Here is a 14,653-nt window from a genome sequence, read left to right as displayed (position 1 = left end):
GAAATAAATTTAAAAATCACAAAAAAGTCTCTATCATCATTCTTTTTGCCAGTATATACAACATTTAGAATATTGAGTCTTTATCATCTTGAGATGGGGCAACCTATTTGTTATTATATGCTAAGAAGCATAGCAATGTTCTATGCTACCTAATTCATATCACTGATTATTAGAATGATGACGAAGTTGTACTATTTTTCCTCTATGAAGTTTGAACAAATCATTATACACAAGCAGACCGGGACCGGAATATCATATAATACAGAGAACTACAAGGGATAGCCCTTGTAGTTCTTCACTTTCAGATTATATGTAAATTAGCTACTATTATTTATTTGTGTAGCTTACGCTTTTATATTTAGAGGTAAATTGTAATGTCTTAAAATTGCTCTGTAATATCTCAATCCGGAATTGTTTTTCTTCACCGGGATCTAATTCATAATGGCGTGTGTCCCCGGCCTTCTTCCCATCAATATAGACCGTCAACTTTCCGGTATCTGTAAGTTTTCCTGTATTGGTAACCAACACATTCGCCACTTTTACGTCTTTTCCGGGCAAGTCTTCAACACCTACGACCGTTATGGCAAAATCTGCATTAAAGTTCAAAGGATAATCTATCTCCCCGTTGATACCATCCTTAGTTTCGATGAAACCGACACTGTCTTTTATCCGGTCTTTAGCTATGTAAGACGGGCTCTTTCCACCGACCATTATCTTGAATGATCCTTTTTCAACCACCCTGTCCATCTCATCATTAAGTAAAGACAATTGGTAAGGAGTGAGAACGAAAGACACTTTCTTCGACTCCCCCGGGTTCAGATGAATCCGTTCAAAGTCTTTCAATTCCATCACACGTGTTTTTACACTGGCGTACATATCGGTTATATATAACTGCGCAACTTCGTCTCCGGCTATTTTCCCTGTATTTGTCACCGTAGCATTCACAGACATATTCCCATTCTTTTCCAATGATATATTCAGATCCGAATAATCGAATGATGTGTAGCTCAATCCATAACCAAATTGATATAAAGGGTAATATGGCATATCTACATAATCATAAACCCGTCCCGATGTTTTGAAGTTGTAATACAACGGCAACTGGGCTGCATCCCTGGGGAATGTCATTGGTAAGCGCCCGGCAGGATTATAGTCTCCGAAAAGCACATCAGCGGTTGCATAACCTCCCTCCTGACCCGGCAACCAGTTTACCAGTATTGCCTGGCAATTTTCCGCTGCATATGACAGGTTATAAGGGCGGCCGGCCTGTAGTATTAACACGACCGGCTTTCCTGTTTTGCACACAGCTTCCAGCAATTTCTGCTGTTCTCCCGGTAATATCAATGTAGCAAGGTCGTGGTTTTCTCCCGAAGTATTGGTTATTCCCTTCAGGGCCTCACTTGTAGAACAATCGCCCAGCACAAGTACCGCCACATCGGCGCTTTCAGCCGCTTTCACAGCCTTAGCTATATCAGCCCCCTCTGTGCCGATAAAACGGCATCCTTCCTCATACACCACCTTTGTACTGTTATTCACTGCGGCTTTAATACCTGTAAGGACAGACTTTAACTGACCCGGCCGAGGCTTGGAAGTGTAGTCTCCCGGTTGCAGGTTATCTGCTGCCGGACCGATTACGGCAATCGTTTTAAGAGACTTAGATAACGGAAGGATATTCCCTTTGTTCTCAAGCAACACGATAGATTCCTGAGCCGTTTTGCGCGCCAGCGCCTGATGCTCCGGAGAATTCCATCCGGGATATATTTTATTCCAGTCGAGAGGTTTACATGGATTATTCTCGAACAACCCGTTCCTGAATAATGTGCGCAGGAGGGTTTTACATGTATAATCCAAATCTTCCATATTCAGCTCTCCTCTTTTAGCTGCCGCTATAACATCGGGGTCGTTGTAGGTGTCGCCGCAATTGGTGGCAATGCCTGCCGCAAGAGCCTGTTTTGCCGCTTCCACCTTGTCCTTCGCTGTATAATGTTTGCGGGCTGTAAGATTACCCAGGGCTCCGCAATCGCTGACAATGAACCCGTCAAAGCCCCATTCGTCGCGCAAGATTCCTTTCAGGAGCTCTTTACTTTTCGCAACAGGAACTCCCTGATAATCGGAGTAAGACATCATTATCGATTGATACTTGTATTTCTTAAAAATATTCCTGAAAGGTACAAGGTGTATTTCACGCATCTCCCGCTCGGAAAGTCCTATATCGTGGGAATCCCTCCCGCCTAAAGGCGCCCCGTGTGCCGCGAAATGCTTTGGAGTCGTCATCAAGCCTTTCGATTGGTATCCCTTTATCCATGCTCCGCCGATTTCCGTTACCAGAACCGGGTCTTCCCCGTAAGTTTCTTCACATCTCCCCCACCGGGCATCCTGTGCTACATCCAGTACCGGCGACCATGCCTGGACCGCATTTGCACTTACCGTTTCGTCCCCGATAGCCATAGCGACTGTTTCTATGAGTCCTTTATTCCATGTAGCGCCCATACCTATCGACTGCGGAAATATAGTTGCGCCGCTGCCATAAGAAAAACCATGTATCGCTTCCACTTTTTGTATAGCAGGAATCCCCAAATGTGGTATACCGGGTATTCCCCACCCTTCGCGAAGCAATTCCATTTTATCTTCTGCGGTCATCACGGATAGCAGATTTTCGACCCGAAGTTCCAGAGGCAGATCAGGGTTCATATAAGCCCTGTCCTTTAATGGTATATTTGCTATTTCCGCTTTTTTATCGAGGATAGATACTGATACCTCCTTAATTATCAAGTCTTTATTCAATATCCCCTCCTTGAATACAAAGCGGACATGTGCGCCATATTTCGGTGTAAACGACAGTACAGACGCCTTATCTTTCACCGACACTGTGTAATTCACCGCAGCACCCAGATTCATGGGATCGTATGTAATATACACAGATAATAGTTTTTGCAATTCCTGAGGAGTTATTCCCTCACAGTCTATGGTGATTGCATTTACATCTCCTGCTTTTTGTAACGAAAACATCAGCCACTCCGCTTTTTGCAAGTCTTTCGGGCTCAGTTTCCAATTCGTTTTCAGGCTGTTGTCAGCAACGGCGTTGACAGTCTTTTCATTGACCGATGTAGAAATTCCCGCTATGTTATTCTGCGCCACTGCTATTGTGGAGAAAAACAAAACACACAACAGGCTGATAAATGCTCTTGTCTTTTTTTTCATTGTACTCTTAGTTTTTTTATGATATTATATTCATGTATATTTTTCATATGGCACAAAGAAAACAGTATGGCATTAATAAATAGTCCGATGTAAGATTAACAGACACATAAAAATTCACTTAATGACGGATATCAACAGAGACATGAGATGAAAAGGTAACAAAAGTAACAAGAAATCAGTTAACAGTAAACAGTCAGCAGTTAACAACTCGTATCTTGTATCTTGTCTACTCGTAACTGCCTGTAGGGCAAAGTAACTCGTAACTATCAAAAAGTAACACCTTTTTAGCTATTAGCTGATAGCTGTTAGCCAATAGGCTATGTACAAAACTTGACAAACTTGACACATTTTCCACTTTTTTCTCCTGTCACTTTTCCTTATTCGGGCGTAAAACTTTACGTCCCTACAAATTCCAAAAAGTAACATAGGTTACAATTTTTTACACATATTCAATTTTTAAATCATTAAACCTTGAATCTTTAAATCTTTCCTATTCTTTCAAAGAACTATCAGCTGACGGCTATCAGCTAATAGTATAGATAAAGTTTTCAATTATTTATTCAATAAAAAGGCCATTAGTCCAGTGTAAAACTCTTTGTCAGTTTTATATCCTGAGACGAAGTTCCAACCATAAATTCGTAGTTGCCTTCAGGGGTAACAAATGTTTCCGTTGCATCGTCCCAGTATCTCAACAGGTCTTTCCTTATATTTATTTCCACAGTTTTTGTTTCACCTTTTTTCAGGGTGCTGCGCTGAAATCCTTTCAGTTCTTTTATCGGCATGACGATTCCCGGAGAAGGAATTTTTACATATACCTGAGAAACTTCATCCCCAGCCATACGCCCGGTATTTTTCAGTTCGAAGGAGACTTTGATATTATCTCCGTTGTCATTTACCTGTATGTTTTTGTAAGCAAATGTCGTATAGCTCAATCCATAGCCGAACGGATACAGCGGCTTCCCTTTAAAGTATTGGTATGTACGTCCTTTAGTAATGTCATAATCGTCAAAAGCGGGAATTTCGTCAAGGCTGTTATAGTATGTAACAGGCAATCGCCCGCCCGGATTATAATCTCCGAACAACACTTCTGCTACGGCTGCCCCACCCTGTTCTCCCGGATACCATGCATTCACTATGGCAGGGACATGCTCATCCATCCAGTTGATAGCCAGAGAGCTTCCTGCAACCAAAACGACTACAATATTAGGATTGACTTTGTATATTTCCTGTATAAATTCGATCTGGTCGGCAGGCAAAAGAATATCATACCTGTCCTGCCCTTCGCGCTCGATGGTTTTATTTATACCTAAAACAGCTATTACCTGCTCACATTCCCTTACTGCTTTTCCGGCCTCGCCGTACATATCCAGACGCTGCTTCGTACCTACATCCGGAACCTTCCAATATAGCTTGGCTACAGCATTGTCGCGGTTATTGAAATATTCGGCCCTGATGTCGTATTCTTTCCCTCCCTCAAGATATAAAGACACTGAATCGGTAGCAATGCTACGCTCAACCCATGCATCTATTAATTTCTTCCCATTGATGAAAAGGCGGCTGCCGTCATCGGCTGTATAATATATCGTATAATTTCCGGATACCCCGGGACGCAATTTACCCGACCAACGGATCGATACCGGAAACGGAGGTATAAACGGGTCCGGCGCCTGATTGGCTGGTTCGAAGTTTACCCATTCTTCGGTGCGCACTTTCGGTGTACCCGAAAGTTCCATATTACTGAAATACTCCGTCTTCAGACCTCCGGGAAAATAGCGGGCTGAAATCATCTCCTTACCGTCCATCGCCGATTTCCACGGCGCATATACTATTTTCATTTTATCCCCAGCCTTGCCTTTGATTCCCTGCAGAATAGAAACCGGAGCATTAGCCGGAATACCGCTATAATCTCCAAATTCGGAATTCCCGGCATTAATACCGACTACAGCTATAGACTTCACTTTTTTAGGATTAAGAGGTAAGGTCCGGTTGTTATTTTTCAATAAGACTATACTCTGGCGAGCCGCTTCAAGAGCCAGTTGTTTATGCTCAGCCGAACCAACAACCGACGGAGAGATTTTATTATACGGATTGTGGTTAGGATCGTCGAACAGACCCAGGTGCATTCTTGCCCTCAATACCCGGTATGCGGCCGTATCTATATCTGCCTGGCTGACCATATACCGGTTGTATGCATTGAGCAGTGGCTGCATATAAACATCATCGCCGCATTCGAGGTCTAGCCCGGCCTTTATCGACAGAGTAGCGGCAGCTTCCTTTGTTTTTACATATTTCATTGCCGACACTAAAAGACTTGGGCCTCCGCAATCGGAAACAACATATCCGTTAAAACCCCAGTCGTGCCGCAGAACCTTTGTCAACAGCCACGGATTGGCCGTACACGGAACATCATTTATCGCATTATATGCAGACATGACAGATGCAGATTTACCATCTTTCACGCACATTTCGAAGGCCGGGAAATAATACTCACGCAGTTGTCTCTCCGGTATTTGCGGGTTACAAACAAACCGGTTGTGTTCCTCATTATTAGCGGCGAAATGTTTAGGTGTGGAAACTATCTTAAGATAGCGGGGATCATCTCCCTGCAATCCTCTTACAAATGCTGTACCTAATACGCCCGACAAGTAAGGATCTTCCCCATAAGTCTCAGGTGTACGTCCCCATCGCGGGTCACGGGCCATATTCACGGTAGGCGACCAGAATGTAAGCAGGTCGGTAAAACGCTGGGTCTGCAACCTGCCCTGTTCCAGTTCGTTCCACCGGCCACGGGCTTCATCGGATATGGCAGTCGCTATTTTGTGGTGCAGCTCCGGATTCCACATACTTGCCAGACCTATTGCCTGCGGGAAAACCGTGAAACGGCCCGGACGGACAACCCCGTGCAATGATTCGTTGCCATGATAATACTTAGGTATCTGCAAACGGGGGATTCCCGGAGAAGTCGCCCTGAGAAGGCTTATTTTTTCTTCTATGGTAAGCCTCGGTAACAAATCCATTATTCGGTCGTGTACCGATGCTTTTTCATCCAGATATAAATCTTTTTGCTGCGCATGTAAACCGGCCGGCCGGAAAACCAACAGTAAAGGGAATAATCCCAATATTAAAAACTTTCTAAACATTGCTTTGTCTTTTTAGTATAAATTAATCGGTGGACAATAATTATATCTTATTATATGCATATCTTTCTTCTCTTCTGTGATGCAAACATAACTGCAGGGGATTAACAAGAACATAAAAAAAAGATAAATATTCCGGATGATTCCTCTTATAATTATCATATTCACATTTAGTTTTTTTATTTTTTGGCAAACATGAAGAATTATTCTAATTTTACATTATTCTATATATGTTTTCCTTAGTCGTACAGATAAGCCGCCTGATCAATGAATAAAGTAAGCTGCCTGATTTTAATATTTGTATTGAGCCTTTGTTCCGCACATGCACAAGATAAATTAAATAAACTGGATCATGGGTTATTCATAAAATCCTATCCGGAAAGTGACTCCCAAAAAACATCATTCATTTTGGAAAATGGCTCTTCTGTCAAACTAAGTAAAGAGCTTACCATGTCATTTGAAATGTATATCCGTCCGGAATACTTATTTGGCGTGGTATTCCGTATTATCACGGATAAAAAAGAAAATATAGATATGTTGATTACAGTCAGCGATGATGACAAGCGATATCCTCTGTTAGCTATTAATGAAGCGGCTCATGCACTATCACAGGAAGTTATCTGCGGGCAATGGGTTCCCGTCAGTATCACTTTATCCAGAGAACGCAGGGAAATAACTTTGTCATATGGCTCCGCAACATTGACTAAGCCTTACGATCTATCATCTTCATCGGGAGTTAATATCTCATTTGGAGTTTGCCCTATTGAAAACTTTGGAATTACAGATATTGCGTCCGTAAATATCAAGGACATTAAGATATTTCGTAACGGCAGCCTCACCCGTTACTGGAAACTCAAAGAACATAACGGGGATGTATCTCTCGATTCTATATCCCAGGTCCGGGCTGTAGCGACTAATCCAAAATGGATCACCGATGATTATGCTTCATGGAAAAAAATATATTCGAAAAAGATTAAAGATAATTCCCAGTTTACATTCGATCACGATCATCTGTTTTATATCGTGTCACCGGATTCGAAAAGTATCTCTGCCTTTGACTCTAAGTCCGGTAAAGAAACACAAATAGTATCCAGAGGAGGATATATGGTCGCTAATGTACCCAATATGATTTACTTCGATACTATCAGAAATCAGATAGTGACATATAATCTGGATGAAGATATAACTTCCAGTTTCTCTTTTGAGACCAATTCATGGAGCTATTCATCAAAACCGGTTAAAGAACCGGCTTACATGAATAATACGGCCGTCTATCTGGCCAATGAGTCAACGCTTTACTCTTTTGGCGGATATGGGTTTTATAAATATAACCACGACCTGGTAAAAATGAATACGGATGGAGGAAGCATGAAGAAGTTTCAACTATCTGAAATTCTGCCCAGATTTTCGGCTTCTTCTGCAATTGTAGACAATCAGATGTACATATTTGGCGGACGTGGCAGCAAATCGGGAAGACAGGAACTTTCTCCGCGTAATTATTACGACTTCTATTCTGTCAATCTCATTATGGGACAGGCGAATAAATTATGGGAAGAAGACAATACAGGCCAAGACTTCATGCCCGGAGAGAACATGGTTTATGATAAGGAGCAAGACTGTTTTTATCTGTTCACAACAAAAGACGGAGGAACTCTATTTAAAATCAGGGCCAATAAAAAAGGATTTGAGCAGATGTCCTTTCCCATTCATGAAGACCTTGAAGCCTTTTTCCTGTATACAAATTTGTATTATTCTGCATCTCAGCAAAAGCTGTTTGCTCTATTCTACAGGAAGGTATCCGATACGGAATCTTTTCTATCTATTTATTCTCTCGATTTTCCGCCGATTTATATAGCCGATTTGCAACAGGCTGTCATAAAACAAGAAGATGGTGAAAAGGATTATATATTGCCCATTGTAATTTCGATCCTATCCGTCGCTATAGTCTGTGTAGTATTCGTTCTATTAGTAAGAATAAGAAGCAGGAAGCAAGGGAGTTCTATTGGAAAGGGGATAACCATATCAGAGAATATACAGAGAAAGAGGACGGATACGGATAAAATGCCGGATGAGCTTGTTATCCGGAAACATAACTATTACAATTTTGAGAAACAATCGATCTGTCTGACAGGAGGATTTACAGTAATGGATAATGAGGGAAATAATATTACGGGAATGTTTACCCCTACTCTGAAATATTTGCTTATTTTACTCATATTATATACTCAAAAAGATACCAGGGGGATATCCGGTAAAAAAATAATACAACTTTTGTGGTTCGATAAAGATGAAGTTTCCGCTAAGAAAAACAGAAATGTATATTTTAGTAAACTCAGGTCTATATTCGAAAATGTAGGAGGTGTTGAAATCACAAGTGTGAGTGGTTTTTGGTCGGTTAAATTCGATAAAAGTATAACATGTGATTATTTTGAAGCCATGCGGTTATTCTCTGTAATAAGAGAGAGTCAGTTCGATGATCAGGATTCGGTTAACCGTCTTCTTGAACTACTGTTGAGAGGGGTTTTATTGCCTAATACGGAAACAGACTGGACTGATAATTTCAAAAGTGATTTTTCAAATCTGACTATAGACGTTCTGACCGATATATTACAGAGCGGAAAATATCAACTGGATGATAACATGAAGCTTAATATTGCCGATACAATTCTTTTACATGATTTTATAAACGAAGAGGCTCTGCATCTGAAATGCTCTATTTTGTTCAACTCCGGAAAAAAAGGAATAGCCAAAAGCATTTATGACAATTTTTGTAAAGAATATATGAACCTGATAGGTGTACAATATAAATATTCCCTGACTGATGTCATAGAGAAGAAGTATGAAAGCTAGCTTTTGTAAAATAAAAAACATATACTCTTTTCAGGGACTTATGTCTTACAAGTCCCTTTTTATTTCATTATTTTTATATAAATAAATAAGACTTTACATTTTAATCTTTTTTTTACCCAAAAGTTAACCGGGCTGTTAATCGGTTCCTTCTTTATTTGTATAATCCTTCTGGTAAAAGTTGTGTGCTTACCGGATGGTTAAAACGTATTGTCTTAAATTATTATACAAACACCAATTTCATGAAAAAAAATTATTTAAAACTTATGGCAGCTATCCTACTGTGTATGGTATGTACAAATAAGGTGCTGCCACAATCCCGGATAGACTATAAATTTCCGTTTAATCCCATAAAAGGATTAGTTAATGAAGAGGAAAAGCCTTACCGTCAGGAATTATGTTTAAACGGGAAATGGGATTTCATGCCCGTTTATAATGCAAAAGCTTCTGATTTTAAAGTCCCGTCCGTGTTCAAAAAAGATAATGTCTCAATAAAAATACCATCGCCGTGGAATGTAAACAATTTTACTGACGGACAAGGCGGTGATTTTGTCGCCTACCCGAGTTATCCTAAAGAATGGGAAAAAGCCCGGATAGGCTGGATGAAGAAAAATATATCAGTACCGGCCGGTTGGAACGGAAAACAAATAATTCTTCACTTCGAAGGTGTAATGGGGAAAAGCGAAGTATATGTGAACGGACAGAAAGTAACGGAAAACTTCGAATTATTCCTGCCCTTTGAAGCCGATATCACCCCGTATATCAAAGCCGGGCAGGAAAATGAAATCATGGTCGGCGTTGCCAAAGGAAGCTTGTTCGACGAGCCCGGGAAATACGGCCGTCGCACTTATGTGGGAGGATCAATGTGGGGTATAGAGATGGCCGGGATATGGCAGGATGTATATTTATTCGCATATAATCCTGTGTATATACAGGATATTTTTATTCAACCGGACGTAAAGGGCAGGAATCTCACGATAGAGCTCGAAATTAATAATACCACTGCCCGGAAGAAAACAATAACCCTGAGTACGGAGATAAGAAAATGGTATAACCTGGCAGGCCGCTCAATAAATGAAAGTCCCGAAGAAAAGAGCGAACTTGCCGCAAAAGCATCCCTCGTTTTTCCTGAAGAGAAAAGAGTGGTATTACCAGCAAATACCGTAACCAAAATAACCATACAAAGAGCTGTTTCGGATGAATTGGACTATTGGAATCCAGACACGCCTAACCTGTACGGCGCTGTAGTAAACCTGAAGGAAAACGACAAGACAATCGACATAAAACAAGACAGATTTGGCTGGCGGCAATTCACTATATCCGGCGACCGTCTTCTACTGAACGGGAAGCCGGTCTCATTAAAGGGTGACTCATGGCACTTTATGGGTGTGCCTCAAATGACCCGCCGCTATACATGGGCATGGTTCAGCATGCTGAAAGACGCCAATGCCAATGCAGTACGCTTCCATGCTCAGCCTTTTCCGCGCTTCTATCTGGATGTTGCGGATGAAATGGGAATATGCGTGCTGGACGAAACAGGAATATGGTCGAGCGACGGAGGCCCGAAAATCGATAGTGATGACTATTGGGAAAGTTGTGCCGCACACATCCGCCGGCTGATAAAACGCGATAAAAACCATGCTTCGGTATTTGGATGGAGTGTATGTAATGAGACTGTTCCGGTAGTGATGCATGTTTTCAAAGCCCCTGAATCACTTATCCAGAAGCAATTGGATGAAATTAACAGATGGGTACGAATCACAATGGAAGCAGACCCTACCCGCCCCTGGATTTCCGGAGACGGAGAGACTGACCGCCCTACAATACTACCTACGGTAATAGGACATTATGGGGGTCAGGACGGTATGAAGAAATGGTCATCGGAAGGTAAACCGTGGGGTATAGGAGAACAAAGTATGGCATATTACGGCACACCAAAGCAGGCTTCCGAGTACAATGGTAACAGGGCATATGAGAGTATGCAGGGGCGAATGGAAGCCGTTGCCATCGAGAGCTATGCGCTAATCAGGACGCAGCGGGAGCTGAACGCATCTTACAGCTCTATATTTAATCTGGCCTGGTATGCTTTGCAACCTCTCGAACTGGGGTTGAAGAACACAAAACGCGCGCCTGCAGCCGATGACGGTATTTTCTTCGGATTCGATGAAGGTGCATATGGTATGCAACCCGAAAGATTAGGGCCATATACCACCACATTAAATCCGGGTTACGACTCCTCGTTACCCCTGTACCGCACATGGCCGCTATTCGAAGCCGTGCGGAATGCAAATGCCACACCTATACTTCCTTATAGCGGAAAAATAAAAGATACGGCCGAAAGTGAAAATACAGTAAGTCCTGTAGATGCGATTATCTTATACACAGGCCAAAACTCCAGGTTGAAGGAAAATTTGGAAAACATTGGTTTAAAAGTTCTCTCGGACGGGAAAGTAACGAACAAGAGCCTCATTATTATCGATGGCAACAATCTGATGGACAATACTCAAAGCCAGTTAACCAAAATACAGAAAGCTATAGAAGCCGGGGCAAAGATATTTGTAATGGGTGTTAACAGGCAGTCGGCGGACTTTATTAATAAAATTATGCCATACGCTGTCGCATTAGAAGAAAGAGAGGCTACATCATTCCTGAAAGAGGGGGAACCTTTACTCCTGCAAGGACTGAATCATTCCGATTTTTATTTTTCGGAACTGATTCAGCGCGGCGGAACAGCCATGCACTATGGGCTATCGGGTGATTTTGCGATGAAAGCAGATGTTATACTGAGAGCATGCAACACAGACTGGCAGCGTTGGAACTACCGTCCTGAAACATCCAAGACGGGAAATGTTTTTCGCAGCGAACGTGAAGCAAAAGGCTCAGATATAGTAATCGCTTCCATAAAATCAGGAAATGCAGAGATTATCATTTCTTCGTTGGATCTCAGTGAAATCTCAACAGAAACAACCTCTTTGTTGACAAAAATATTATCCAATCTGGGAGCCACTATATCGAACGATAATATAAAGGATATGCAGGCTCTCGATGCCGGCGCCAAATTACACAGGGCATTATTGCTAGGCCCTTTAAGTAAAAACACTCAGAGTGTCGACAAGTTATTATCTACCGATTTTATAGATGGCGAATCTTCTATTGTTCCGCAATTAAAGACCATCTCCGGCAATGAGAGTTGGATAGTAACCACCAGTGACAATAACGGAGTTTTCACCTTAGCCAGACCCGAAAGAGACCGGGTACCTGTGGCCTATATGAGCTTTTGGATATATAGCCCGCGCTCTCTGAGCAATTTACTGGCCGAGCCGGATATGCCCAGCCTGGATATGTATTCAGTATTGGAAGGCGGTATAACCGTCTACCTTAATAATCATCAGATAGCTTCAATGGAAATTGCGGGGAAAGACGAGAACAGAATTCCTAATATCATGCTGGATAAGGGTTGGAACCATATGGTGATAAAGCTCGTGAATCCAAAGAATAATTTCCAGCTAAAGGCAAATATCCGCTTCGATTCTGCGGATAAAAACTTTATGAAACAGGTATTATCGTCTGTTGTAAGATAAGTTTGCCTTCAATACGGATAATACCAATTAAACCAAAGAAAACAATCCTGTCCTTCATGATAAGGACAGGATTGTTTTACAAAAACAGGATGCACTATGTGAATAAATACAAAAATTACCCTATATCATTTTCCATCTAAATATAATCAGATACATTTGTATTTCAACAAATAAATGGGCACCGCAACAAGGTTGTAAAGAACCATGAAAAACAAAAGAAGCATACGCCAAAAGTATTATATTATATCTCTTTTCTTCTTCATTTTTTCTATTTCATTATATGGAGAAGATGACCTTAAGTCCATGTCCGATTATCTGGATCATATAATCAATAACAAGGAACAGTTTACAGAGCAGAAGGAAAAAGGAATCTATAGCCTGAAAAAGCTATTGGAAAAGAAAGCTCCTTCATTGGAATATGAATATGAAATAAACCTCAAGCTATATAGCGAATATAAGAAATTTAAACTGGATTCGGCAATACATTATGCGGAAAGAAACGTACAGATAGCAAAATCGCTGGATAGCCAGAATCTGAAATATAATTCAGATATTAATCTTGCCAATGTTTATTCTTATGCCGGAAGATTGCTCGAATCGGAAAAAATACTGACAAGTCTCGATTCCCGTAAACTCCCTAAGGAACTTTTAGCGGATTATTATGAGACTTATTCCCGTTTTTACGAACACTACGGGGCTACAAGCAACCAAAGCAAATACTATCATCAGGTTGAAATGTACAGAGATTCGTTATTAAGTGTTTTAGACCAATCTTCTTTTCTATATAAAATCAATATTGCTCACAGATATATCACTTTGCGTAATACGGAAAAAGCATTGGAATTGCTGAATGATCTACTCAATACCGAAGATATCGACACTCCCGAATATGCCTTGATTACTCATTATCTTGGAGCAATAAACGGCATGAAAGGCAATGCCGAACTGGAAAAGAAATATTATACCATGTCGGCCATCGCCGATATAAAAAATTCGATCAAGGAAAACGCTTCTTTCCAGCGCCTGGCAGTAATATATTATAACAGTGACGATATCTCCAAGGCTTTCAAATATACACAATCCGCTATCGAAGATGCCGTATTTTCGGGGGTTCAATTCCGTACCGCTGAAATGTCAAAGTTCTATTCGATCATCAATGCCTCGTATCAGGCTAAGGAGGCAAAGACAAACAGTAAATTAAAAACTTACCTCGTTTTGATAAGTTTACTATCCCTGTTCCTGATTTTATTGGTTACGTATATCTATAAGCAAATGAAAAAATTATCCCGTATCAAGGAAGAACTGTCCGGAACCAACAAAAAACTGATTGCTTTGAATGAAGATATCAATGGAACCAATAACCTGCTGAACGAGCGGAATGAGCAGCTATGGGAGTCAAACCAAATCAAGGAACAGTATATCGCCCAATTTCTGGATCTCTGCTCGAACTATATCGACAAAATGGAGGATCATCGTAAAACCCTTTACAAATTAGGCATAAACAGGCATTACGAAGAACTGATAAAAAAATTAAAATCCACTACGGCCGTAGATAAAGAGCTGGATGAATTATATGCACATTTCGATAATACTTTTTTAAGCCTATATCCGACATTTGTTTCCGAGTTCAATTCCCTTTTAGCCAAAGAAGAACAAATTACACTTAAAACGGAAGATCTGTTAAATAAAGAGCTCCGAATCTATGCATTGTTACGGTTAGGAATAACAGACAGCAGTAAAATAGCAGGATTCTTACGTTGTTCTATGAGCACAATTTATAATTACCGGACAAAGATGAGAAACAAGGCCGCTTCCAATCGTGACGAGTTTGAAGAAATGGTCTTGAAAATAGGAACAATAAACAGGAAATCTGAATAAATTAATTCT

5 protein-coding genes are annotated in these 14,653 nt (G+C 41.0%); 3 read left to right on the top strand and 2 right to left on the bottom strand.

Annotated features, from left to right (window positions below):
* Positions 1-327 precede the first annotated feature (327 nt).
* Both ACFO6W_RS08810 and ACFO6W_RS08805 read right to left on the bottom strand, forming a co-directional pair.
* Complete coding sequence (locus tag ACFO6W_RS08810) at positions 328-3,201, bottom strand: glycoside hydrolase family 3 C-terminal domain-containing protein (RefSeq protein ID WP_379995423.1); 2,874 nt, start codon at positions 3,199-3,201, stop codon at positions 328-330.
* 575 nt (positions 3,202-3,776) lie between these two features.
* Positions 3,777-6,341, bottom strand: coding sequence for a glycoside hydrolase family 3 C-terminal domain-containing protein (locus tag ACFO6W_RS08805; protein ID WP_379995421.1), 2,565 nt, complete (start codon positions 6,339-6,341; stop codon positions 3,777-3,779).
* 264 nt (positions 6,342-6,605) lie between these two features.
* Between ACFO6W_RS08805 and ACFO6W_RS08800 the strand changes: the two genes are divergently transcribed.
* The 3 genes from ACFO6W_RS08800 to ACFO6W_RS08790 all read left to right on the top strand — a co-directional run bounded on the left by ACFO6W_RS08800 (position 6,606) and on the right by ACFO6W_RS08790 (position 14,644).
* Positions 6,606-9,188, top strand: coding sequence for a hypothetical protein (locus ACFO6W_RS08800; RefSeq protein ID WP_379995419.1), 2,583 nt, complete (start codon positions 6,606-6,608; stop codon positions 9,186-9,188).
* 263 nt (positions 9,189-9,451) lie between these two features.
* Positions 9,452-12,766 (top strand): glycoside hydrolase family 2 protein, encoded by a 3,315-nt coding sequence (locus ACFO6W_RS08795; protein ID WP_379995417.1) that lies wholly within the window; start codon positions 9,452-9,454, stop codon positions 12,764-12,766.
* A gap of 204 nt (positions 12,767-12,970) precedes the next feature.
* Complete coding sequence (locus ACFO6W_RS08790) at positions 12,971-14,644, top strand: DUF6377 domain-containing protein (protein ID WP_379995415.1); 1,674 nt, start codon at positions 12,971-12,973, stop codon at positions 14,642-14,644.
* The last annotated feature ends 9 nt before the right edge of the window (positions 14,645-14,653 follow it).

The organism is Dysgonomonas termitidis (assembly GCF_042654545.1).
GTDB lineage: Bacteria > Bacteroidota > Bacteroidia > Bacteroidales > Dysgonomonadaceae > Dysgonomonas > Dysgonomonas termitidis.
The sequence above is the reverse complement of the archived record's forward strand: the minus strand, read 5'-3'. Positions and strand labels throughout refer to the sequence as shown.